22 protein-coding genes are annotated in these 23432 nt (G+C 74.9%); 16 read left to right on the forward strand and 6 right to left on the reverse strand.

Features of this window, described 5'->3' with window-relative positions; all coding sequences use genetic code 11:
* Nucleotide 1: 1 nt before the first annotated feature.
* The 9 genes from bioD (at nucleotide 2) to mug (ending at nucleotide 8881) form a co-directional block, all read left to right on the forward strand.
* Nucleotides 2-718 carry a dethiobiotin synthase gene (gene bioD, locus AC0VYN_RS22530; protein ID WP_475532428.1) on the forward strand — a complete coding sequence of 239 codons (717 nt, stop codon included), beginning with the start codon at nucleotides 2-4 and terminating at the stop codon, nucleotides 716-718.
* Between the two features lie 397 nt (nucleotides 719-1115).
* Nucleotides 1116-1805, forward strand: coding sequence for a class I SAM-dependent methyltransferase (locus AC0VYN_RS22535; RefSeq protein WP_475532429.1), 690 nt, complete (start codon nucleotides 1116-1118; stop codon nucleotides 1803-1805).
* Nucleotides 1806-2109: 304 nt separating this feature from the next.
* Nucleotides 2110-2997 (forward strand): LLM class F420-dependent oxidoreductase, encoded by an 888-nt coding sequence (locus AC0VYN_RS22540; RefSeq protein WP_475532430.1) that lies wholly within the window; start codon nucleotides 2110-2112, stop codon nucleotides 2995-2997.
* A gap of 68 nt (nucleotides 2998-3065) precedes the next feature.
* The gene (locus AC0VYN_RS22545) at nucleotides 3066-3491 is read left to right on the forward strand and encodes a GNAT family N-acetyltransferase (protein ID WP_475532431.1); all 426 of its coding nucleotides are present in this window, start codon (nucleotides 3066-3068) and stop codon (nucleotides 3489-3491) included.
* A 94-nt stretch (nucleotides 3492-3585) separates the two neighbouring features.
* Entirely contained in the window at nucleotides 3586-4935 is a 1350-nt protein-coding gene (locus AC0VYN_RS22550; protein ID WP_475532432.1) for a hemolysin family protein, read from the forward strand.
* Nucleotides 4932-5954, forward strand: a complete 1023-nt coding sequence (locus AC0VYN_RS22555; RefSeq protein WP_475532433.1) for a hemolysin family protein — start codon at nucleotides 4932-4934, stop codon at nucleotides 5952-5954. Before AC0VYN_RS22550 ends, AC0VYN_RS22555 begins: the two co-directional genes overlap by 4 nt.
* A 65-nt stretch (nucleotides 5955-6019) precedes the next feature.
* Nucleotides 6020-6799 carry an SGNH/GDSL hydrolase family protein gene (locus AC0VYN_RS22560; protein ID WP_385460368.1) on the forward strand — a complete coding sequence of 260 codons (780 nt, stop codon included), beginning with the start codon at nucleotides 6020-6022 and terminating at the stop codon, nucleotides 6797-6799.
* Nucleotides 6800-6887: 88 nt separating this feature from the next.
* Nucleotides 6888-8330 carry an adenylosuccinate lyase gene (purB, locus tag AC0VYN_RS22565; RefSeq protein WP_475532434.1) on the forward strand — a complete coding sequence of 481 codons (1443 nt, stop codon included), beginning with the start codon at nucleotides 6888-6890 and terminating at the stop codon, nucleotides 8328-8330.
* Nucleotides 8327-8881, forward strand: a complete 555-nt coding sequence (mug, locus tag AC0VYN_RS22570; protein ID WP_475536958.1) for a G/U mismatch-specific DNA glycosylase — start codon at nucleotides 8327-8329, stop codon at nucleotides 8879-8881. The genes purB and mug overlap by 4 nt, the downstream gene beginning before the upstream one ends.
* 7 nt (nucleotides 8882-8888) lie before the next feature.
* Here mug and AC0VYN_RS22575 read toward each other — a convergent pair whose 3' ends face one another.
* Genes AC0VYN_RS22575 through AC0VYN_RS22585 form a run of 3 tightly spaced genes read right to left on the reverse strand, consistent with a single transcriptional unit; the run spans nucleotide 8889 to nucleotide 11031 of the window.
* The gene (locus AC0VYN_RS22575; protein ID WP_475532435.1) at nucleotides 8889-9329 is read right to left on the reverse strand and encodes a hypothetical protein; all 441 of its coding nucleotides are present in this window, start codon (nucleotides 9327-9329) and stop codon (nucleotides 8889-8891) included.
* A 56-nt stretch (nucleotides 9330-9385) separates the two neighbouring features.
* On the reverse strand, nucleotides 9386-10108 hold the full coding sequence (locus AC0VYN_RS22580; RefSeq protein ID WP_475532436.1) for an ABC transporter permease: 723 nt from the start codon (nucleotides 10106-10108) through the stop codon (nucleotides 9386-9388).
* A 2-nt stretch (nucleotides 10109-10110) separates the two neighbouring features.
* Nucleotides 10111-11031 carry an ABC transporter ATP-binding protein gene (locus tag AC0VYN_RS22585; protein ID WP_475532437.1) on the reverse strand — a complete coding sequence of 307 codons (921 nt, stop codon included), beginning with the start codon at nucleotides 11029-11031 and terminating at the stop codon, nucleotides 10111-10113.
* A gap of 107 nt (nucleotides 11032-11138) precedes the next feature.
* Here AC0VYN_RS22585 and AC0VYN_RS22590 point away from each other — a divergent pair, with 107 nt between their 5' ends.
* From AC0VYN_RS22590 to AC0VYN_RS22600, 3 genes are all read left to right on the forward strand, one after another.
* Nucleotides 11139-12296 (forward strand): sensor histidine kinase, encoded by a 1158-nt coding sequence (locus AC0VYN_RS22590; protein ID WP_475532438.1) that lies wholly within the window; start codon nucleotides 11139-11141, stop codon nucleotides 12294-12296.
* Nucleotides 12297-12310: 14 nt separating this feature from the next.
* A complete protein-coding gene (locus tag AC0VYN_RS22595; protein ID WP_385460386.1) occupies nucleotides 12311-12973 on the forward strand; it encodes a response regulator transcription factor in 663 nt (220 codons plus the stop codon).
* A gap of 100 nt (nucleotides 12974-13073) precedes the next feature.
* Nucleotides 13074-14228 (forward strand): ROK family transcriptional regulator, encoded by a 1155-nt coding sequence (locus AC0VYN_RS22600; RefSeq protein WP_385460389.1) that lies wholly within the window; start codon nucleotides 13074-13076, stop codon nucleotides 14226-14228.
* A gap of 150 nt (nucleotides 14229-14378) precedes the next feature.
* Here AC0VYN_RS22600 and AC0VYN_RS22605 read toward each other — a convergent pair whose 3' ends face one another.
* Nucleotides 14379-15140: a GntR family transcriptional regulator gene (locus AC0VYN_RS22605; protein WP_475532439.1), complete on the reverse strand. Its 762-nt coding sequence runs from the start codon at nucleotides 15138-15140 to the stop codon at nucleotides 14379-14381.
* 253 nt (nucleotides 15141-15393) lie between these two features.
* The gene (gene sigJ / locus AC0VYN_RS22610) at nucleotides 15394-16278 is read right to left on the reverse strand and encodes an RNA polymerase sigma factor SigJ (RefSeq protein WP_385460395.1); all 885 of its coding nucleotides are present in this window, start codon (nucleotides 16276-16278) and stop codon (nucleotides 15394-15396) included.
* A gap of 179 nt (nucleotides 16279-16457) precedes the next feature.
* Between sigJ and AC0VYN_RS22615 the strand changes: the two genes are divergently transcribed.
* The 4 genes from AC0VYN_RS22615 to AC0VYN_RS22630 all read left to right on the forward strand — a co-directional run bounded on the left by AC0VYN_RS22615 (nucleotide 16458) and on the right by AC0VYN_RS22630 (nucleotide 22133).
* Nucleotides 16458-17336 (forward strand): alpha/beta fold hydrolase, encoded by an 879-nt coding sequence (locus AC0VYN_RS22615; RefSeq protein WP_475532440.1) that lies wholly within the window; start codon nucleotides 16458-16460, stop codon nucleotides 17334-17336.
* A 116-nt stretch (nucleotides 17337-17452) separates the two neighbouring features.
* Entirely contained in the window at nucleotides 17453-18907 is a 1455-nt protein-coding gene (gene pdxR, locus AC0VYN_RS22620; protein WP_475532441.1) for a MocR-like pyridoxine biosynthesis transcription factor PdxR, read from the forward strand.
* Between the two features lie 126 nt (nucleotides 18908-19033).
* Nucleotides 19034-20620 carry an alkaline phosphatase D family protein gene (locus AC0VYN_RS22625; RefSeq protein ID WP_475532442.1) on the forward strand — a complete coding sequence of 529 codons (1587 nt, stop codon included), beginning with the start codon at nucleotides 19034-19036 and terminating at the stop codon, nucleotides 20618-20620.
* 244 nt (nucleotides 20621-20864) lie between these two features.
* The gene (locus AC0VYN_RS22630; protein ID WP_475536959.1) at nucleotides 20865-22133 is read left to right on the forward strand and encodes a GNAT family N-acetyltransferase; all 1269 of its coding nucleotides are present in this window, start codon (nucleotides 20865-20867) and stop codon (nucleotides 22131-22133) included.
* Between the two features lie 24 nt (nucleotides 22134-22157).
* On the opposite strand, the gene AC0VYN_RS22635 is transcribed toward AC0VYN_RS22630, so the two are convergent.
* Nucleotides 22158-23378, reverse strand: coding sequence for a trans-sulfuration enzyme family protein (locus AC0VYN_RS22635; protein ID WP_475532443.1), 1221 nt, complete (start codon nucleotides 23376-23378; stop codon nucleotides 22158-22160).
* Between the last annotated feature and the right edge of the window lie 54 nt (nucleotides 23379-23432).

A 23432-nucleotide genomic window follows, 5' to 3' on the forward strand; every position in this document is an offset into this window, starting at 1 on the left:
CATGCCGGTACTGGTGATCACGGGGACGGGCACGGAGGTCGGCAAGACGGTCGCGACCGCCGCCGTGGCCGCGGCGGCGCTGGCGGCCGGCCGGTCGGTGGCCGTGCTGAAGGCCGCCCAGACGGGCGTGGGACCGGACGAGCCCGGGGACGCCCAGGAGGTCGCGCGCCTCGCGGGCGGCGTGACGGCGGCCGAGGTCGCCCGTTACCCCGAGCCGTTGGCGCCGGGCACGGCCGCGCGGCGGGCCGGACGGGCACCGGTCCGTCCCGAGGAGGTGGCCGAGGCGGCGGCCAAGCTGGCCACCGAGCACGACCTGGTGCTGGTCGAGGGGGCCGGCGGGCTGCTCGTCCGGTTCGACGAGGCGGGCGGCACCCTGGCGGACGTCGCGGCGCTACTGGGCGCGCCGGTGCTCGTGGTGGCGTCGGCGGGGCTGGGCACGTTGAACACGACCGAGCTGACGGCCCGCGAGCTCACCGCGCGGGGCCTCGAGTTGCCGGGCGTGGTGATCGGCAGCTGGCCCGCGGACGCGGACCTCGCCTCGCGCTGCAACCTCGCCGATCTGCCGGCCGTGTCCGGGGCGCCGCTGCTCGGTGCCCTGCCGGCCGGGGCGGGCGCCCTGGCACCGGCCGCCTTCCGGTCGGCGGCACCGCACTGGCTGGCCCCCCGCCTGGAGGGCACATGGGACGCGGACGCCTTCCGGCTCCGGGAGGCGCCCTGAACGCCCGGTGATCCGAGCCGCGGCGCGGGACGCCGTGACGGGTACGCCGTTCGCCCGGCGCCACCCGGACGGGTGCCGGGCACTCCGGTGACGCGGGCGGCGAGGACGGCCGGGCGGGCCCGAGCGGTGCCGGGGGCGCGCCAGTGGCACGGTCGCGCGCACAGGGCGAACGCGCCCGCGGGCCGCGGGCCGACGGCGCACCGCCCCGGCCGGTGACGGGTACGCCGGTGGACGCGGTCCGTCGGAGGGAGTGTGACGGAGCTGCCGTACGCGGGCCGTGGGGGCGGTCGGGGCGGATGTGACGGCCGCAGTGGGCAAGTGGGCCCTCGGTGGGCGGGTGCGCGGTGCCCGTGCGGGGGACAATCGCGGTGAGGCACCACCTCGTGAGGGAGGTCCCATGCCGCTGCGATCCGTCCGTTCCCGCCCCGTGCCCCCGGACGCCGTGCACCATCCGCTCTTCGCCCGCTACTACGCCCGGGCCAGCGTGGGCGCCGAGAGGCGGATGGGCGTGGCGCGGGTGCGCCGGCGACTGCTCGCCGGACTGTCCGGGCGGGTGATCGAGGTCGGCGCGGGCAACGGCCTGAACTTCGCGCACTATCCGGGCGCCGTCTCGGAGGTCGTCGCCATCGAACCGGAGCGCTCGCTGCGGCAACTGGCCATGGACGCGGCGCTGCGCGCCCAGGTGCCGGTCGACGTGGCGCCGGGCGTGGCGGAAGCTCTGCCGGTCAAGAGCGAGGCCTTCGACGCGGCCGTCGTGTCGCTCGTGCTGTGCAGTGTCCGGGACGTGCCGCGGGCGCTCGGGGAGCTGCGCCGGGTACTGCGGCCCGGCGGCGAGCTGCGGTTCTTCGAGCACGGCCGGGGCGGCGGGCGGATGATGACCATCACCCAGCGGGCCCTGGACCGGACGGTGTGGCCGTCGCTGGCCGGCGGCTGCCACGTGTCCCGCGACCCGGTCGCCGCGCTGCGGGACGCCGGCTTCACCCTGGGCCCGTACCGGCGGATGCTGATGCCGGAGAGCGGGCCGGCGCTGCCGATGTCGTACTGCGTCCTCGGCACGGCCTGGCGTCCGCCCGGGGGCGACGCCTAGGGGCTGTCGTTTGGATCAGGCCGGCTGTGACGGACGGCGCTTCCAGGCCGACCCGAGCGGGGTGTGGTGTGTGCGGCTGCAAGGCGGAGGAGGGCGCCAGGGCGGAGCCCTGGCAACCGACGACAACGCGGCAGATGTGCGTGCCACACCCCGCGACGCCGGCATGATCCAAACGACAGGTCCTAGCCCCGTCGTCCGGGACCCACGCGTCGCGGAGGGCGGCGGCACCTTGTGTGCCGGCGACCGCCGTGAACCGGTGATTGACTGTCCACGGCCCCAAGTCGTCTGCGCGCGAGGAGAGTTCATGCCACGCCCGTTCCGTTTCGGCGTCAATCTGCTGGCCTCCGCCCCCGCCGGGGAGTGGAGTGCGAAGTGCCGGCGGGCCGAGGAGCTCGGGTACGACGTGATCCTGGTGCCGGACCACCTCGGCATGGTGGCCCCCTTCCCGGCGCTGGTCGCGGCGGCCCGGGCCACCGAGCGGCCCCGGGTGGGCACGTTCGTGCTGAACACCGGCTTCTGGAACCCGGCGCTGCTGGCGCGGGAGGTGGCGACCACGGACGCCCTGACGGGCGGGCGGCTGGAGCTGGGGCTCGGCACCGGCTACGTGCGGGCGGAGCACGACGCGGCGGGGCTGCCGTTCGGCTCGCCGGGCGAGCGTGTGGACCATCTGCGGCGCACGCTGGAGGAACTCCGGCGGCTGCTCGACGACGAGGAGTACCTGCCGGGGCCGGCGCAGCGGCCCGTGCCGCTGCTCATCGGCGCCAATGGCGACCGGATGCTGGAACTGGCCGCCCGGCACGCCGACATCGCCGCGTTCACGGGCGGCCGTACGGTGCCGGGGAGCGCGACGGGACAGTTGGCGCCCATCACCGCCGAGGAGCTCGACGAACGCGTGGCACGGTACGCGGAGCTGGCCGCGGGCCGCGGGGAACCGGCGGAGCGGAACCTGCTCATCCAGCTGGTGGCCGTCACCGGGGACCGCGAGGCCGCCGTCCGTCCTCTCCTGGAACACGTCCCGCACCTGACCCCCGGCCAGGCGCTGGACCTGCCCATCTTCCTGACGGGGACCCTCGAGGAGATCACCGCCCAGGTGCGCGCGCAGCGCGAGCGCTACGGGTTCACGTACCTGACCGTCCTGGAGCCGTACATGGAGGCCTTCGCCCCGGTGATGCGGGCGCTGCGCGAGGGCTGACGCCGCGCGGCCCGTCCGCATGCCGGAATATGCGTCTCGCCCCGCATCGCGCGTGGTGGGATCACCGCATGACCGATCTGCGGATACGGGCCGCCGGGCCCGAGGACCTGGACACCGTGCTGGCCTTCTGGAAGGCGGCGGCGGAAGGGACGAGCATCAGCGACGACCGGGAGGGCGTGGAGCGTCTGGTCGCCCGCGACCCGGGGGCGCTGGTCCTGGCCGAGCGCGACGGCGCCCTGGTGGGCACGGTGATCGCCGGCTTCGACGGCTGGCGCTGTCATCTGTACCGGCTGGCCGTGCACCCGGGCCACCGTCGCCGGGGAATCGGCTCGGCCCTGCTCGACGCCGCGGAGGAGCGGTTCGCGCGGCTCGGCGGGCGGCGCGCCGACGCGATGGTGCTGGTGCGCAACGAGCGGGCGCAGCATGCGTGGCGAGCGGCCGGGTACGCGCCCGAGGAGCAGTGGCGACGCTGGGTCAAGCCCCTCACCGACTGAAAGGCAGTGAGCACCGGCGCATGAGCGAGTGTCCCGGCGCACGACATCGCGCGAACCTCCACGTCCTGACCGATCATGAGACCGAGGTGACCCGATGACCGAAGTGCTCCTGCTGCTGGTGGCGATCCTGCTCTCGCTCGCGTGCGGCGCCTTCGTCGCGGCCGAGTTCTCGTTGACCACCGTCGAGCGCGGCGAGCTGGAGCGCGCCGCCGCGCGCGGCGAGCGGGGCGCGGCGAGCGCGTTGAAGGGCGTGCGCAACCTGACGTTCCAGCTGTCCGGGGCGCAGCTCGGCATCACCGTCACCAACCTGGTGGTCGGCATGCTCGCCGAGCCGTCGGTCGCGGCCCTCATCGCGGGGCCGCTGGAGGACGCCGGGATGTCCCCCTCGACGGCCTCGTCGCTGGCGCTGGTGCTGGGCACGGCCCTGTCCACGGTCTTCCTGATGATCGTCGGCGAGCTGGTGCCGAAGAACTGGGCGATCTCCTCACCGCTGGCCGTCGCCAAGCGGGTGGGCGGTCCGCAGCGCTGGTTCAGCTCGGCCTTCCGGCCCTTCATCACCCAGCTGAACAACACGGCCAACCGTGTCGTGCGCCGCCTCGGCGTGGAGCCCGCGGAGGAGCTCGCGTCCGCGCGCGGGCCGCAGGAGCTGGCGGCGCTCGCCCGGCACTCCGCCAAGGAGGGCGCGCTGGAGCCCGACACCGCCGAACTGTTCGTGCGGACCCTGAACCTCGCCGACCTGACGGCGGAGAACGTGATGACCCCGCGCGTCCAGGTGGTCGCCCTGGACTGGCGGGCCACCTGCGAGGACGTGGCGAACGCGACGCGGGCGACCGGGCTGTCCCGGTTCCCCGTCTACCGGGACAGCCTCGACACGGTGGTGGGGACCGCGCATGTGAAGGACGTGCTGGCGGTGCCCGCCGAGCGCCGGCTCCGGGTGCCGGTCGCCGAGCTGATGCGCGAGCCGCTGCTCGTCCCGGAGACGCTGACCGTCGACCGGCTCCTGGACCGGCTGTCCGGGCGGCGCACGATGGCCGTCGTCATCGACGAGTACGGCGGGACGGCGGGCGTGGCCACGCTGGAGGACATCGTCGAGGAGGTCGTCGGCGAGGTGCGCGACGAGCACGATCCGCACGAGATCCCCGAGCTGGACCCGGCCGGCACCGACGAGCGGGGCCACGCGCTGTACCGGGCCGACGGCTCGGCCCGGGTGGACCGGCTCGCCCGCCTCGGACTGCGGGTCCCGGAGGGCCCGTACGAGACGGTCGCCGGGCTGGTCGCGGCCCGCCTCGGCCGCATCCCCGCCGTCGGCGACAGCGTGGACCTCGGGGGCTGGCGGCTGGACGTAGTGGACGCGACGGGACGCCGGGCGGCGCGGGTGCTGCTGCACGCGCCGCCCGACGACGACCCGGCCGGCGACGACGAGGACGGGGAGGCCGGACGGTGATCGCCGTACAACTGCTGATCGGTCTGGCGACGCTCGTCGTCAACGCGTTCTTCGTGGGCTCGGAGTTCGCGCTGATCTCCGTGCGCCGCAGCCAGGTGGAGCAGTACGTCGAGGAAGGGGCGGAGGGCGACCGGCGTGCGAGGAGCGTGCTGTGGGGTCTGGAGCACGTGTCCGCGCTGCTGGCGGCGGCCCAGCTCGGCATCACGCTGTGCACCCTGGTCCTGGGCATCGTCGCGGAGCCGGCGATCGCGCGTCTGCTGGAGCCGGTATTCCACGCGGTGGGCGTGCCCTCCGGGGCGGGACACGCGGTGTCCTTCGTGATCGCGCTGGTCCTGGCGACGTATCTGCACATGCTGCTCGGCGAGATGGTTCCCAAGAACATCGCGCTGGCCGAGCCGGTGCGCAGCGCGCTGCTGCTCGGGCCGCCGCTGGTCGGGCTGTCCCGCGCGCTGCGCCCGGTGATCTTCACGGTGAACGCCCTCGCGAACGGGCTGCTCAAGCTGCTCAGGGTGGAGGCGAAGAACGAGGTCTCGGCGACCTTCACGGACACGGAGCTGGCCGAGATCGTCAAGGACGCCGGCGAGGCCGGGCTGATCGACGACCGCGCCCAGGAGCGGCTGCACGACGCCCTGGAGCTGGGCCGCCGGCCCGTGCGCGACGTGGTGCTGCCGCTGGAACGCGTCGTGCACGCGCGCGTGGGCATCACGCCGGAGCAGTTGGAGCGGCTGTCGGCCGAGTCGGGGTTCTCCCGCTTCCCGGTGGTGGACGACGGGCGGCGGATCGTCGGCTACCTGCACGTCAAGGACGCCCTGGACGCCTCCCCCCGGGACCTGCCGTTCCGGCCGCGGGACATGCGGGCCATCGCCCGGGTGCGGGAGAGCACGCCGCTGGACGACGTCCTCACGGCGATGCGCGGCAGCCGTACGCACCTGGCGGCCGTCCTCGGCTCCGACGGGCGGCTGGCGGGACTGGTGACCATGGAGGACGTGCTGCGGGAGCTGTTCGGCCGGCGGACCTGACCCCGTCGTGCCGCCGGAGGGCGACCGACCGGCGGGTATGGAGTCGGGTTACCATCGTCGTCGCCATGCAGACGAACCCCACCCACACCAGCCTCGTCGCCGTCGGCGACTCCTTCACCGAGGGCATGTCCGACCTGATGCCCGACGGTTCCTACCGGGGCTGGGCCGACGTCCTCGCGGCGCGGATGGCCGCCCGCTCCCCCGGTTTCCGTTACGCGAACCTCGCCGTACGCGGGAAGCTGATCGGCCAGATCGTCGACGAGCAGGTGGACGTCGCGGCGGCCATGGGGGCCGACGTGATCACGCTGGTCGGCGGTCTCAACGACACCCTGCGACCCAAGTGCGACATGGCCCGGGTGCGGGACCTGCTGACGCAGGCCGTGGAGCGGCTGGCCCCGAACTGCAAGCAGCTGGTGCTGATGCGCAGCCCCGGCCGCCAGGGCCCGGTACTGGAGCGGTTCCGGCCGCGCATGGAGGCGCTGTTCGCGATCATCGACGACCTGTCCGCGCGGCACGGTGCCGTGGTGGTCGACCTGTACGGGGCGGACTCGCTGGCCGACCCGCGCCTGTGGGACGTGGACCGGCTGCACCTGACCGCCGACGGCCACCGCCGGGTCGCGGAGGCCGTGTGGCAGACGCTCGGCTACGAACCCGAGGACCCGCAGTGGCACGCGCCGATCCCGGCGACGCCGCCGCCGGGCTGGGTGCTGCGCCGCACCGCCGACGTCCGGTTCGCCCGGCAGCACCTGCTGCCCTGGATAGGCCGCAGGCTGACGGGCCGCTCGTCCGGCGACGGCCTGCCGCCCAAGCGCCCGGAGCTGCTGCCGTACGAGGACGTGACGTGATCCTTTCCCGGCCGGCGCGGCGTTCGTAGCTTCCGACGAACAACCCCGCGGCGCTGGCCTGCACGAATCGCCAGTAGAATCCGTTTACGTGACTTCCGCTCCCGCCAAGCCCCGCATCCCGAACGTCCTCGCCGGACGCTACGCCTCCGCCGAGCTCGCCACGCTCTGGTCGCCCGAGCAGAAGGTGAAGCTGGAGCGGCAGCTCTGGCTCGCCGTGCTGCGCGCCCAGAAGGACCTGGGCATCGAGGTGCCCGACGCCGCGATCGCCGACTACGAGCGCGTCCTCGACCAGGTCGACCTGGCCTCCATCGCCGAGCGCGAGAAGGTCACGCGGCACGACGTGAAGGCGCGGATCGAGGAGTTCAACGACCTCGCCGGGCACGAGCACGTGCACAAGGGCATGACCTCCCGCGACCTGACGGAGAACGTCGAGCAGCTCCAGATCCGGCTGTCGCTGGAGCTGGTCCGCGACCGTTCCGTGGCCGTCCTGGCCCGCCTGGGCAAGCTGGCCGGCGAGTACGCCGAGCTGGTCATGGCCGGCCGCTCGCACAACGTGGCCGCGCAGGCCACGACGCTGGGCAAGCGCTTCGCCACCGCCGCCGACGAGCTGCTCGTCGCGTACGGCCGGGTGGAGGAGCTGCTCGGCCGCTACCCGCTGCGCGGCATCAAGGGCCCGGTCGGCACGGCCCAGGACATGCTGGACCTGCTCGGCGGGGACGCCGGCGGGCTCGCGGAGCTGGAGCGGCGGATCGCCGGCCACCTCGGCTTCTCGCAGGCGTTCACCTCGGTCGGCCAGGTCTACCCGCGCTCGCTGGACTACGAGGTCGTCACCGCGCTGGTGCAGCTGGCCGCCGCGCCCTCGTCGCTGGCGAAGACGATCCGGCTGATGGCCGGGCACGAGCTGGTCACGGAGGGCTTCAAGCCCGGCCAGGTCGGCTCCTCCGCGATGCCGCACAAGATGAACACCCGCTCCTGCGAGCGCGTCAACGGCCTGATGGTGATCCTGCGCGGCTACGCCTCGATGACCGGCGAGCTGGCGGGCGACCAGTGGAACGAGGGCGACGTGTCCTGCTCGGTGGTGCGCCGCGTCGCGCTGCCGGACGCGTTCTTCGCGCTGGACGGGCTGCTGGAGACGTTCCTGACCGTGCTCGACGAGTTCGGCGCCTTCCCCGCCGTCGTGGCCCGCGAGCTGGACCGCTACCTGCCGTTCCTCGCAACCACCAAGGTGCTGATGGGCGCGGTGCGGGCCGGCGTCGGCCGGGAGGTCGCACACGAGGCGATCAAGGAGAACGCGGTGGCCTCCGCGCTGGCGATGCGTGAGCAGGGCGCCGAGCGCAACGAGCTCCTCGACAAGCTGGCCGCCGACGAGCGCATTCCGCTGGACCGCGCGGGACTGGACGCCCTGATGGCCGACAAGCTCTCCTTCACCGGCGCCGCCGCCGGTCAGGTCGGCGTCGTCGTCGGCCGGATCGAGGAGATCGTCAAGGAGCACCCGGCGGCCGCGGGCTACACCCCCGGAGCGATCCTCTGACCCGCTTCACCCGGGCCGAACTGGAGGCCGCCCGCGACCGTCTGCTGCCGGACGTCGTCGCGGACGGCCTCCGCGTGCTCTTCTGCGGCATCAACCCGGGCCTGCTGTCGGCGGCTTCGGGGCACCACTTCGCCCGGCCGGGCAACCGGTTCTGGCCGGTGCTGCACCTGTCCGGCTTCACGCCGCGGCAGCTGAAGCCGTCGGAGCAGCGGGAACTGCTCTCGTACGGCCTCGGCGTCACCAACGTCGTGGCCCGGGCGAGTGCGCGGGCGGACGAGCTGACCGCCGAGGAGTACCGGGAGGGCGGCCGGCAGCTGGCGCTGAAGGTGGCGCGGCTGCGGCCCCGCTGGCTGGCCGTCGTCGGCGTCACCGCCTACCGGGCGGCCTTCGACGCGCGCAAGGCGCAGGTGGGCCCGCAGGAACGGACGATCGGAGGCACCCGGGTGTGGGTGCTGCCCAACCCCAGCGGGCTGAACGCTCACTGGACGGCGCAGACGATGGCGGAGGAGTTCGCGCGGCTGCGGGTCGCGGCGGAGGCGGAGCGGACGTAGGCGGCGGTCACGGGGGTGCCTCCCGCGTGACCACGGCCAGCAGCCGCACCTCGTCCGTCCCGTCCCGGTCGGCGACGGCCACCGCGACCCAGCGGCCCGTCCCCTCCACTTCCCAGAGGCAGGCCACGCGCGCGCGGGCGCTGAGTCCGGCCCACGGCTCCGGTATCTCCTCCCGTTCGGTCCGCAGCAGGATCGTCTGGAGGTTCCACGGGTCCGTCTCCCCCCAGCGCGGGGCGAGGCGCTCGTAGAGGGCGTCGCGGTACTTCTCGTACTGCTCCACCGTGACCGCGCGCTCCGCCGGACCGTCCGCGCGCAGGCCGTGGCTGCTCTTCAGCACCGCCACGAAGTGGCCGGGCGCTCCGGTGCACCCGTCCGACGGGCCGTGCTCCGCCGGGAAGGGCCGGAAGCACAGCTCGTCGATGAGGGCGATGTGCTGCGCGATGTCCATGCCGTCCAGTAAACCGGCCGCCACTGACAACTGGCGGGGCGTCAGCCGACCGCCGGTCAGGCGTCCCGTCGGCGCAGCCGCCAGGCCCCCGCGAGGACGGCGGCCGCCGTCCACACCGCGGTCACCGCGAGTCCCGTCCAGGGGCCCGGAGTTCCGTCGTGGGTTCGGTACAGGACCACCTGGCCGGCCTGGTCCGGCAGGAAGTCGACGGCGCCGCCCGCCGCGTCCCCGATCACGAACGAGACGATCAGGATGAACGGGATGACGGTGGACAGGGTGGCCGTGCCGCTGCGGAACAGGACGGTGAGACCGGCCGCGAGCAGGGCCATCAGCATGAGGTAGAGCGCGCAGCCCACGACGCCGCGTGCCTGCTCGCCGGTGGTGAGCCCGTCCGCCGCCGGGCCGAGGCCCGCCCGGGCCGCGACGAGGGCCGCGCAGGCGGTGGGCAGCCCCACCGCGAGGACCGGTACCGCGACGGCGACGAGCTTCGCCGCGAACCACCGGCCGCGCCGCGGGACCGCGGCCAGGGAGAGCCGGATCCCGTTCCCGTGGAACTCCGACGAGACGGCCGTGGCCCCGAAGGCGATCGCGGCGATCTGGCCCGGCCAGACGCCGGACAGGGCCGTGAACAGCGGGTCGGAGTCCGGGTCCGGGCCGGAGGAGCCGGCCAGCGCGGAGAAGGCCGTGGTGACCGCGAACACGGCCAGCAGCGTGCCGTACAGCGAGGGCAGGGTGCGGATCTTGAGGGCCTCGGCTCGGAGTACGGGCGTGAGGTGCATGGTCAGACTCCCTGCGTCGGGGCGGCGAACTCGGTCTCCGTGGCCGTGAGATCGAGATAGGCCTGTTCCAGCGTGCCTTCGTCGGCGGACAGTTCGAGGATCGGAACGCCCTCGCCGGACACGACGCGGCCGATGTCGTCCACGCGCACGTCGTGCACGGTCCAGTGCCCGTCCTCGTGTTCCACGGCGTCGTGACCGTGCCGGGCGAGGGCGGTCCTGAGGGCGGTGGCGTCCGGGGTGCGGATGCGGACCCGCGGGCGCACGCGGGCGTCGATGAACTCCCGCATCGGGGTGTCGGCGAGCAGGCGACCCCGGCCGAGGACGACCAGGTGGTCGGCGAAGGAGGCGGTCTCGTTCATCAGGTGGCTGGAGACCAGCACCGTGCGTCCCTCGGCGGCGAGCCGGCGCAGCAGCCTGCGGATCCAGATGATGCCCTCGGGGTCCAGCCCGTTGGAGGGTTCGTCCAGCATCACGACCCCGGGATCGCCCAGCAGGGCGGCGGCGATGCCCAGCCGCTGGCGCATGCCCAGGGAGTAGGTCCGCACCCGGCGCCGGGCCACCGGCGCGAGGCCCGTCTCCTCCAGCACCTCGTCCACCCGGCGCGACGGGATGCGGTTGCTCGCCGCCAGGACGCGCAGGTGGTCCCGGGCGGTGCGGGAGCCGTGCGCGGCGTCCGCGTCGAGCAGGGCACCGACGTGCCGCAGCGGCTCCTGGAGCGTGGCGTAGGGCCGTCCGCCCAGGGCCGCCGTCCCGGACGTGGGCCGGTCGAGCCCCAGCACGAGCCTCATGGTGGTGGACTTCCCGGCGCCGTTGGGGCCGAGGAAGCCGGTGACGCGGCCGGGGAGCACGGTGAAGGTGAGGTCGTCGACGGCTCGTCGGGTGCCGTACTCCTTGGTGAGGTTCCGGATGTCGATGCTGGTCATGGGGACAGCGTGGCCGGTCGGGACGGGCCGGGGCCTCCCCCGCGGGTGGGCGGTGTCTCCCCCGTGCGGGGGAGCCCGTCGCGGCGGCACGCTGGCACGATGGCGCCATGGCACGCTTCCTGCGCCCGCTGCTGCGCGGGGCGACGTACACACGGCTGCTGCACCTGTGGGTTCCCGTGGCGGCCTTCAGCGTGTGGATGTGGGTGGAACCGGAGTTGCCGTGGGTGCCGGCGCTCGTGCTGCTCCCGGTCGGTCTGATTCCGGCCGTGCGGGTGGGCGAGGGCGTGCAGGCGCGGTACATGCTGACGCCGGGTGAGGCGGATCCCGACTTCTCCGTGGGGCCCGCCACGACCTGGCGGGACCGGCTGCGGACCGTGCTGTGGCTGGAGGCGCGGATGGCACTGGGCGCCGTGACGGCCGTCGCCACGGTCTGGCTGCCGATCCTGTCGTACACGGCCGCCTCGTGCGCCGTCGGCCGGGTGCCCGGGGACATGCCCGTCGTGGCCGGTACGGAACCGCACTGGGCCTACGCCCTGTTGGTCCCCGTCCCGTTGCTGCTGCTGTACGCGACGGTGGTCGGTCTCGGTGAGCTGGCCACCAGCCTCGCCCGGCGGCTGCTCGGCCCGTCCGCCACCGAGCGTCTCGAGGCGCTCGAGGAGCGCACCGAACAGCTCCTGGAACGCACCCGCATCGCCCGCGAGCTGCACGACTCCATCGGCCACGCCCTGACCATCGCCGTCGTACAGGCCGGGGCCGCCCGCGCGGCGAACAGTGCCGAGTTCACCGACCGGGCCCTGACCGCGATCGAGGAGACCGGGCGGGCGGCCCTGGAGGACCTGGAGCGGGTGCTCGGCGTGCTGCGGGAGACGGGACGGCCGGTGGGCGGCCGGCCGACGCTCGTGGACGCCGGCCGGCTGCTGGAGTCCGCCCGCGCCTCCGGCGCGAAGGTCGACGCCGAACTGACGGGCCCGCTGGAGACCCTGCCCGGTCCGGTCTCGCGGGAGGGCTACCGCATCCTGCAGGAGGCGCTGACCAACGTGCTGCGGCACGCCGGGGCGGTCCCCGTCCGGGTCCGGGTCCGCGCGGCGGCCGGCGGCCTCGGCCTGGACGTGCGCAACCCGCTGCCGGACGGGAGGGCGGCACCGGGCCGCGGCAGCGGCCTGCGCGGCATACACGAGCGTGCCGCGCTGCTGGGCGGGCGGGCGCACACGGGTCCCGACGACGCCGGCGACTGGCAGGTGCACGTCGAGCTGCCCCTGGGCTGATCTACGCTGGGCGGATGCCGGTCAGAGTCCTCCTCGTCGACGACGAGCCCCTCGTACGCGCGGGTCTGCGCGCCGTGTTGGAGGCGCAGCCCGACATCGAGGTGGCCGGGGAGGCGGCCGACGGGGCCGCGGTGGTGCCGCTCGTGCGGCAACTGCGGCCGGACGTGGTCGCCATGGACGTCCGCATGCCGCTGATGGACGGCATCGAGGCCACGCGCGCCCTGCTGCGGACGGTGCCCGAACCGCCCAAGATCCTCGTGGTGACGACCTTCGAGAACGACGAGTACGTGTACGAGGCGCTGCGCGCGGGCGCCGACGGGTTCCTGCTGAAGCGGGCCCGGCCGGCCGAGATCGTGCACGCGGTACGGCTCGTCGCCGAGGGCGATTCCCTGCTCTTCCCCGCCTCGGTGCGCCAACTGGCCGCCGAGTACGGCGACGGCGGCGGGAACCGCGCCGCCCGCGCCGAACTGGAGCGGGCGCGGCTGACCGAGCGGGAGGGCGAGGTGCTGCGGCTGATGGCGCGCGGGCTGTCGAACGCGGAGATCGCCGCCCGGCTGATCGTCGGCACGGAGACGGTCAAGTCGCACGTGAGCGCGGTGCTCGCCAAGCTGGGTGCCCGGGACCGCACACAGGCGGTGATCACGGCCTACGAGTCCGGGTTCGTCGCCCCGGGTTGAGGGACGCCCGCGGGCCGGGGCCGGGCGGACCGGCGCTCGCCCGGGGGGAGCGGGCCGAGTACCATCCGGCCAACACGCGCACGAGCTGGGAGGACGGACGTTGGGCGGGCTGACCGGCGGGGATCCGTCGCTGCTGCGGAGGATCAACTCCGCGGTGGTGCTGCACGCGCTGCGTGCCACGGACTGCGCGACGCTGACGGAGATCACCCGGGTGACGGGGTTGTCCCGGCCGACCGTCGAGGGCGTCGTCGAGGGGCTCATAGAGGCCGGTCTGGTCGTCGAGACGGCCGCCGACGACGGGGCGGCCCGGCGACAGGGGCGGCCCGCGCGGCGGTTCCGGTTCAGGGCGGAGGCGGGGCATCTTCTGGGGCTCGAGATCGGGCCGCACCGCGTCGCCGCGCTCCTCGCCGACCTGGACGGGCGGGTGATCGGCGCGCAGGCGAAGGACGTGGAGGAGACGGCGCCGGCCGACGAGCGTCTGGAGCGGCTGCGTACCGCGGTCGCCGAGCTGCTGCGCCGGGCCGGTGTCGCGCGCGGTTCGCTGCGGGCCGTGGGTGCGGCCACGCCGGGGATCGTCGAGGCGGACGGCACGGTGCGGCTGGGCACGGCGCTGCCCGGGTGGACGGGGCTGCCCCTGGGCGAGCGGCTGCGGCGCAGCTTCAAGTGCCCGGTGCTGGTGGAGAACGACGCGAACGCGGCAGCGGTCGCCGAGCACTGGAAGGGTGCCGCCACCGAGTCCGACGACGTGGTGTTCGTGCTGGCCGGACTGAGCCCCGGGGCCGGGGCGCTGATCGGCGGACGGCTGCACCGGGGGTACGGCGGGGCGGCGGGCGAGATCGGCGCGCTGCACCTGCTGGGCCGGGACGTGACGCCGGAGACGCTGCTGTCCACGACGGACCAGCCGCTGCATCCGCTGGACGAGCAGGCGGTCGCCAAGGTCTTCGCCGAGGCGCGGGACGGCGACCAGCGGGCCCGGGCCGCCGTCGAGCGTTTCATCCAGCGGCTGGTGCACGACGTGGCGGCGCTGGTGCTGGCCCTGGACCCGGAGCTGGTCGTCATCGGCGGCTGGGCGGCCGGGCTGGACGGCGTGCTGGAGCCGCTGCGGCGGGAACTGGCCCGCTACTGCCTGCGGCCGCCGCGGGTGACCCTGTCGCTGCTCGGCGAGGCCGCCGTGGCGACCGGCGCGCTGCGGCTGGCCCTCGACCACGTGGAGGAGCAGCTGTTCGCCGTGGAGGGTGCGACGGCCCGCCGCTGATCCGCCCGCGGCGGGGCCGTCCACGTCGCTCCGGCCGGCCGCTTCCGTCCGCCGGTGTGCCGTCCGGCGGCCCGCCCGTCCCGGTCCGGTGGCCGGCGGGCCGCCGTCATGCGGAGCGTCCGCCTCCCGGCACGGGCCCGGTCCGTACGGTCAGGAAGCCCGGGTGTGCGGGCCGTGGTGGATCTCCATGTCGCCCGAGTCACCGAAGGTCAGCCGGCAGGTGTCCGCGCGGTAGGTGGCGACGGAGAGCGCCGCCGTGCGGCCCCCGGCGAGGTAGCGGGTGGTGACGACCAGAACCGGCGCCCCGGGCAGACGGTCCAGCTCCTTGGCGTCCTCCGCACCGGCCGAGCCCAGCTCGACGGCGTTCTCCCGGCTGTTCAGCTCCAGCCGCTGCAGCTCGCGCAGCACGGTACGCGCGCGTGCGGCGCCGGACGGGGCGTCGATGGCGGAGAGGTCGGGCACCGATGCCGACGGGATGTACAGCAGCTCCGCCGCGACGGGCCGGCCGTGCGTCACGCGCGAGCGGCGGACGGTGTGCACGGGCTCGTCGCGGCCGGTTCCGAGGGCGTCGGCGACGGCCGCGGGGGGTGCCGCGGCCACGCAGTCGGCCGGCTGCCAGCCGTCGTCGGCCGCGCCGGGCCAGGCATGCTGCCGGGGCCCGACGGCCACGCCCACGCGCGGCGGCGCGACGGTGGTGCCCACGCCGCGGCGGCGCTGGAGCCTGCCCTCCAGTTCGAGCTGCTCCAGGGCCTGCCGGAGCGTGGCCCGGGCGACGCCGAAGCGTGCGGCGAGGTCGCGCTCGTTGGGCAGGACCTCCCCCACGGAGAACTCCGAGTCCAGGGCCTCGGTGAGCTTGGTCCTCAGGTGCCAGTACTTCGGTTCCGGTACCGATTCCAACTGCGTGGTCCCCACCCTGTCCTCCGCAATCGCCGTGGTCCGGCGGCGTTTCGGCGCCCTTGTTTATTAAAGGTTGTTGAAGTTCTCTGCGACGATAGGACGGCCCACCTCCTTGGTCAAGACCAATCCTCGGTCCCGTGCGGGGGACGGGGGCACGGAGCGGGACCGTGTTCACGGGGTGTTCGTACGGAGTCGCACGGGTGACACGACGGCGAAGCCCCCGTCGCGCGGACGGGGGCTTCGGCCCGGGCGGTCGGCGGGGCCGCCGTCAGTCGGTGGGCAGGGACCGCAGCTTGTCCGGGTTGCGGACGACGTAGACGCACTGGACGCGCCCGTCGGCGATGTCCAGCTGGAGGACGAAGTCGGGCTTGCCGCCCGCGAGCAGCAGCGCGGCCGGGCCGCCGTTGAGCTCCAGGAAGCGCAGGGTGGCGTCCGGGGCGGTCTTGCGGGCGGCGCCGACGAGGAAGCGCCCCACCTTGTCCGCGCTCTCCAGCACGCGCAGCGGTGCTCGCGACTTGCCGCCGCTGTCGCCCACCAGCCGGACGCCGGGGGCGAGCATCGCCATCAGCCCTTCGAGGTCGCCCCCGGCCGCCGCGGCGAGGAACCGCTCGGTGAGGTCGCGGCGCTGCGCGGGGTCGACGTCGTAGCGGGGCCGGCGTTCGTCGACGTGCCTGCGGGCCCGTCCGGCGAGCTGGCGCACGGCGGCCTCCTCGCGCTCCAGCACGGCGGCGATCTCGGCGTACGGGTAGCCGAACGCCTCACGCAGCACGAACACCGCCCGTTCCAGCGGTGACAGCGACTCCAGGACGACGAGGACGGCCAGCGAGACGGAGTCGGCGAGCACGGCCCGTTCGGCGGTGTCCGGCACCACGTCGCCGAAGTCGGTGACGCAGGGTTCGGGCAGCCAGGGACCCACGTACGTCTCGCCCCGCGACGTGATCTGGCGCAGCCGGTCGATGGCGAGGCGGGTGGTGATGCGCACCAGGTAGCCGCGCGGCTCGCGGACGGCGGTCCGGTCGGCCCGGGACCAGCGCAGCCATGCCTCCTGGACCACGTCCTCCGCGTCGGCGAGGCGGCCCAGCATGCGGTAGGCGACGCCCAGCAGGACGGGGCGGTGCTCTTCGAAGACGTCGGTCGCGGTGTCGGTGGTCACCGTCCCATCCCAGCGGACGTGTCCGGCCGTGTCCAGGCGGAACCGCCGGCGTCACGGGCGCGGGCGGAAACGGCGACGACCGGGGGCTACCCGTCGGTAGCCCTTACTGACACGCTGTCTACCCAACGCCGGCACCGTTCGCGCGTTCCCGGCACCACGTGTTCCCGACAAGGAGCCCCATGTCCGCAACGCTCTCCTTCACGGCCCCCACCGAGCACGGTCCCCAGGACGTCACCCTCGCCTACGCGCGCGTGGGTTCGGGCGAGCCGCTGCTCCTGCTGCACGGCATCGGCCACCACCGGCAGGCCTGGGACCCGGTGGTCGACATCCTCGCGACCGAGCGCGAGGTGACAGCCGTGGACCTGCCGGGGTTCGGGCAGTCGCCCGCACTGCCGCACGGGGTGCCGCACGACCTGGCGACGACGAACGCGGTGCTCGGCGCCTTCTGCGCGGCCCTGGGGCTCGACCGGCCGCACGTGGCGGGCAACTCCCTGGGCGGTCTGCTGGCCCTGGAGCTCGGGCGGCGGAACCTGGTGCGGTCGGTGACGGCCCTGTCCCCGGCCGGCTTCTGGTCGGGGGCCGAGCGGCGCTACGCCTTCACCGTGCTGACGGGGATGCGCCGGACCGCCCGGAGCCTGCCCCTCCCCCTGGTCGAACGGCTGTCCCGCACGGCGGCCGGACGCACCGTCCTGACCAGCACGATCTACGCCCGGCCCGCTCGCCGCTCCCCCGAGGCCGTGGTCGCCGAGACGCTGGCGCTCGCCGGCGCCGAGGGGTTCGCCGAGACGCTCCGGGCCGGACGGAGCGTCCGCTTCACCGACGACGTCCCCGGCATCCCCGTCACCGTGGCGTGGGGCACCCGCGACCGGCTGCTGCTGCCCCGGCAGGGCGTGCGCGCCAAGCACACCATGCCCCGGGCCCGGCTGGTGCGGCTGCCCGGCTGCGGTCACGTCCCGATGAACGACGACCCGGCGCTGGTCGCCCGGGTGATCCTGGACGGCAGCCGCACCCGGGAGACGAGCGCCCGGCAGACCTCGTCCGGCACGGTCGGGGCGTAGCCGGCGTCCCGGTGCGGCGCACGCCCGTCCGGGCCGGCGTCCGGCGCCGGCACACGTCCGGCCCCTCGTACAGTGGGGGCGATCGAGGGGGACGCGATGTTCGGGGGGCCGCTTCCATGACGCCGTCGACCGGCCCGGGCGGCCGGCCCGGTTCCGCCGACCGCAGCGCCGCCTGGGAGCTGCTGCTGCCCGCCGCCTCCGCACCGGCACGCGCGCGTGGCCGCGCCCTCCAGGCGGCCCTGCGGGACGCGGTGCGCTCCGGCCGGCTCGCCCAGGGCACCCGCCTCCCGTCGAGCCGTGACCTCGCGTCCGACCTCGGGGTGTCGCGGGGACTGGTCACGGAGGCGTACGAGCAGCTCACCGCCGAGGGCTACCTGCGCAGCGGGCGGGGCGCGGGAACCTGGGTGGGCGACGCCGTACGGGCCGCCCGCCCGAGCGCGCGCGACCTCGCCCCGCGCTCCCCCGGCGCCCGGGTCGACTTCGTGGCGGGGACGCCGGACCTGTCGCTCTTCCCGCGCTCGGCGTGGGCCGCCGCGCAGCGCAGCGCGCTGACGGAGCTGCCGCACGAGGGCCTCGGCTACCCGGACCCGCGCGGACTGCCGCGGCTGCGGACCGCGCTGGCCGAACTGCTCACGCGGCGCCGCGGCGTGGTGGCCGACCCGGAGCGGATCGTGGTGGTCTCCGGGGTGGCACAGGCATCGGCCCTGCTCGGCGGCGTGCTCCACGCGCGCGGGACACGCACCGTCGGCGTGGAGGACCCCGGCAGCCCCCAGCACTCCGCCCTGTACGCGTCGGCGGGCGTACGGACCGTGCCGCTGCCCCTGGACGCGGACGGGCTCGCCCTCGGCCCGCTGCGCGGCTCCGGCGTCCGCGCGGTCGTGACGACGCCGGCCCACCAGTTCCCCACCGGGATCGCCTACTCGGCACGGCGGCGGGCCGAACTGCTGGACTGGGCGCGGTCCGTGGACGGGCTCGTCCTGGAGGACGACTACGACGGCGACTTCCGCTACGACCGCGCCCCCGTCGGCGCGCTCCAGGGGCTCGACCCGGAGCACGTCGCCTACACGGGCTCGGTGAGCAAGTCGCTGGCCCCGGGGCTGCGGCTGGGCTGGCTGCTGGTGCCCCGGTCGCTGGCGGACGAGGTGACCGAGCGCAAGCGCACCACCGACCTCGGGCATCCGGCCCTCGACCAGGCGGTGTTCGCCCGGTTCCTGGAGCGCGGCGACTACGACCGTCAGCTGCGCCTGTGCCAGCGCGCCTACCGTGAGCGGCGCGACGCGCTGGTGACCGCGCTGGAGGAGCACTTCCCCGGCACACGGGTCTCCGGGATCGCCGCCGGACTCCACGCCATCGCCGCGCTGCCCGGCCGGCACGGCCCGCAGGAGCGCTTCCTCGCGGCCGTCGCCGCGGCCGGCGTCGCGGCGCGGCCCCTGTCGGCGTACGGGCACGCGGACGGCGGTGACGTGACGGAGCCGGGGGTGCGTCTGGTGCTGGGATACGCGCATCTGCCGCCGGCCCGGATCCGCGAGGGAGTGCGGCTGATGGCCCGGGCGGTGCGGTCCGGCAGATGACGCCGCGGGACGCCGCCACCAGGGCCCCCGCGGCCGGCTGTTCACCCGGGGTTCGCGTGCGCGCCGCGCCGGCCCAGTAGGTCTTGCTGCGCACACCGGCCGGATCTCGTCCCTGGAGGCGCATCCATGTCCCACCGTCCGTTCCCCGGGCGCCGCAGCGTGCTGCGCGGCTCCCTCGCCGCGTCGGCGGCCCTGACCCTCCCCACCGCCCTCGGGACGGCACCGGCGTTCGCCCGCTCCGGCCGGCCGGCCGCCGGGTGGGGCGTGCAGACGGGTGACGTGAGCGCGCACTCCGGGCTGGTGTGGGTGCGCTCCGACCGGCCGGCCCGCATGATCGTCGAGACGTCCGCCACCGAGTCGTTCCGCAACCCGCACCGGTGGCAGGGGCCGCTGCTCGGCAAGGACACCGACTTCACCGGCACCACCCGGCTGCGTGGACTGCCGCCGGGCGAGCAGATCCACTACCGCGTGCTGCTCGCCGACCCGGACGACCCCCGCCGCACCGGCGAACCGGTCACCGGCACCTTCCGCACCGTGCCGGTCCGGCGTCGCGACGGCGTCCGCTTCGTGTGGTCCGGCGACCTGGCGGGCCAGGGCTGGGGCATCAATCCGGACCTCGGCGGCTACCGCATCTACGACGCGATGGGCGCCCTGGACCCGGACTTCTTCCTGTGCAGCGGCGACAACGTCTACGCCGACGGTCCCATCCCGGCGACGGCCGCCCTGCCCGACGGCAGCACCTGGCGCAACGTCACCACCGAGGAGAAGTCGAAGGTCGCCGAGACCCTCGCCGAGTTCCGCGGCAACTTCCGCTACAACCTGCTCGACGAGAACCTGCGGCGCTTCAACGCCCGGGTGCCGTCGGTCGTCCAGTGGGACGACCACGAGGTCCGCAACAACTGGTACCCCGGTCAGGTCGTCGCGGACACCGACAGCCGCTACACCGAGAAGAGCGTGGACGTGCTGGCCGCCCGGGCCCGGCGCGCGTTCGCCGAGTACTTCCCCCTCTCCACCCTGCGGCCCGGCGCGCGGGAGGGGCGTGTGCACCGGGTACTGCGCCAGGGCCCGCTGCTGGACGTGTTCGTGCTGGACATGCGGACGTACCGCAACGCCAACTCGCCCGGCGACCGGACCACGGACCCGCAGGGCATCCTGGGCCGCGAGCAGCTGGAGTGGCTCAAGCGGGAGCTGTCGCGCTCGCGCGCGGTGTGGAAGGTGATCGCCGCCGACATGCCGATCGGCCTGGTCGTGCCGGACACCACCGAGGGCGCGGCCAACATCGAGGCGGTGGCGCAGGGCGACCCCGGCGCACCGCTGGGCCGTGAACTGCAGATCGCCGAGCTGCTGCGCTTCGTCAAGCACCGGCGGGTCACCGGCACCGTGTGGCTGACGGCCGACGTGCACCACACCTCGGCCCAGCACTACCAGCCCTCGCGGGCCGCGTTCACCGACTTCGAGCCGTTCTGGGAGTTCGTGTCCGGGCCGCTCAACGCGGGCGCGTTCCCGGCCGGCGCCCTCGACGGCACCTTCGGCCCGGAGCGGGTGTTCGTGAAGGCGCCGACCGCCTCGAACGTCTCGCCCGCGGGCGGCTACCAGTTCTTCGGCGAGGTCGACATCGACGGTGACAGCGCCGAGCTGACGGTGCGGCTGCGCGAGCGGGACGGCACGGTGCTGTTCACCAAGGTGCTCCGGCCGGGGCTGGTCGGCCAGTAGCTCACGTAACCTGTCCCCTGTGCCGCGCACCGGCGTCATCCCCCGGTGCGCGGCCCGGTGTTGGGCCGCGGCGGCACTCCGCCCCCGGGCCCCGAATGTCCCGGAAGCACTCTTTACCCATCGGTCACAGGGCGTTCGTGATCACGCAACACACTTCCTCCACAGTGGTCGCATGAGTCGAGACATGTCGGAACTGCCCGGAGCCCTGGCGCAGGCGGGGCACGAGCTCGGGACACCGGGCCTCATGCTCGTGGCCTCGATGGCCGCGCTGCTCGCCACGGCGGGCTTCCACACCTGGTGGGTACGGCGTCACGGGCACGCCCCGCCGACGGAGGATACCGGCGCCCGGCCGCCGTCCGCCGGGCCCTCCGGCCGGGTCGCGGCCGCGTCCGGGCAGGAAGGGGCGGCGGAGGCCGGCTCCGGGGACAGCGCGCTGTGGCGGATGCGGACGACGGTGCGGGACGCGCCGGGATCGCTGGCCGTCCTGTGCGCTGCCCTCGCCGAACGGAAGGTGGACATCCTGAGTCTCCAGACGCATCCGCTGGCCGACGGCACGGTGGACGAGTTCCTGCTCCGCGCCCCCGGCGGGCTGAGCGGTTCCGGGCTGGCCTCGGTGGTGTCCGCGGCGGGCGGCGCCGACACCTGGACCGAGCGGGCCGACGCCCACGACCTGGTCGACGCGCCGACCCGGGTCCTCGGACTGGCCGCCCGCACGGCCCTGGACGCGGCGGAACTGCCCCTGGCGCTGCGTCAGCTGCTGGGCCGGTGCACGATCCGGTCGCTGCCCGCCGGAGCGCGCACGGACGCCGGGGTGCCGGCGGAGGGCGCCCTGGAGGACACCGTGCTGCGGCTGCGCGCCCCGGAGGGCGGCGTGATCAGCGTGGAGCGGCCGTACCTGCCGTTCACACCAGCCGAGTTCGCCCGGGCGCGGGCGCTGGTCGAGCTGGACGCCCGGCTCGGCCCGCGCCTTCCGCGCGGCCGGGACGTGCTGACGCTGCCGGAGGGCCACGACATCACGGTCCGCCGCGCCGACGTCCGTGACCTGCGGGCGGCGAGGGAGATGCACGAGCGGTGCTCGGACGGGACCCTGCGGATGCGGTACCACGGCCCGGTGGGGGACACCGACCGCTATCTGAACCACCTGCTCAGCCCGCGCTACGGCCGGACCCTCGCCGTGCAGAGCGCCTCGGGCCGGATCGTCGCGCTCGGTCATCTGCTGTGGGACGGGGACGAGACGGAGGTCGCCCTGATCGTCGAGGACGCCTGGCAGCGCCGGGGCATCGGCGGCGAACTGCTCGGGCGGCTCGTGGCGATGGCGGCGGAGACGGGCTGCGCGAGCGTGTACGCCGTCACGCAGGCGTCGAACACCGGCATGGTCGCCGCGATGCGCGGCCTGGGCCTCCCCCTCGACTACCAGATCGAGGAGGGGACCCTGGTCGTCACCGCCCGCCTGGACACGGCGGCCCGTGCGGCGGTGCGGTGGCCGCACGGGGAGCGGATCGGCACGGAGTAGCCGTACGGGCCGCGCGGGGCGCCGTCACTCGGTCCGCGACAGCGCCTCCCGCAGCGGGACCGCCTCCATCCGCTCCCCCAGCGCCGCGTCCAGGTCGGCCCACAGGTCCTCGACGTCCTCCAGGCCGGCCGACAGCCGCAGCAGCCGGTCGCTCACCCCGGCGCCGCGGCGGTCGTCGGCGTCCACGATGCGGTGGCTGATGGACGCCGGGTGCTGGATGAGCGTGTCGACGCTGCCGAGGCTCACGGCCGGGGTGACCAGGCGGACGCGGGCGATGACGTCGTGCGGGTCGCCGTGCACCTCGAAGGAGACCATCGCGCCGCCGATGCTCGGGTAGTGGACGCGGGCCACGCGCGGGTCGGCGGCGAGGCGCCGGGCGAGTTCGGCGGCGTTGGCGGAGGCCGCCCGCACCCGCACCGGCAGGGTGGACAGGCCGCGCAGCAGCAGATAGCCGGCCAGCGGGTGCAGGACGCCGCCGGTGGCGAAGCGGACCTGGCGCAGCCGTCCCGCGAACTCCTCGTCGCAGGCCACCACTCCGGCCAGCACGTCCCCGTGGCCGCCGAGGTACTTGGTGGCGCTGTGCAGCACCAGCCGGGCGCCGTGCTCGGCGGGCCGCTGGAGCACGGGGGTGGCGAAGGTGTTGTCCACGAGCAGCGGGACGGACCCGCAGGCGTGCGCGACGGCCCGCAGGTCGACCTCGGCGAGCGTGGGGTTGGCCGGGGTCTCCACGATCACCAGGCCGGTGTCCGGGCGCAGGGCGTCCGCGATGCCCGCCGGGTCGGTCCAGGTGACCTCCGAGCCGAGCAGTCCGGCGGTCAGGAGGTGGTCGCTGCACCCGTACAGGGGCCGTACGGCGACGACGTGCCGCAGTCCCATGGAGGCCCGCACCAGCAGGACGGCGCTCAGCGCGGCCATGCCGCTGGCGAAGGCGACCGCGGCCCCGGTCCCCTCCAGCCGGGCCAGCGCGGTCTCGAAGCGGGCCACGGTCGGGTTGCCGAGGCGGCCGTAGACCGGGGGGCCGTCCGGTTCGGCGCCGGTGGCGGCGAAGGCGTCGATGCGGGCGGCCTCGCCGCGGCTGTCGTACGACGGGTAGGTCGTGGACAGGTCGATGGGCGGGGCGTGCAGTCCCTGGCGGGCGAGGTCGTCGCGGCCGGCGTGCACGGCCTCGGTGGCCAGTGCCCTGCTCCGGGATGCGGTGGGGCGTACGTCGTCGGAAGGTGACGTGTGCATGCGCGCAGAGTCCATGGGCGAAGACTGAACACCACACGGAAGATCGGCGTCGGATGCCGTGCTACGTTC

The organism is Streptomyces sp. 63XJN7_1_ISO-PGPR-S23-121 (assembly GCF_056173025.1).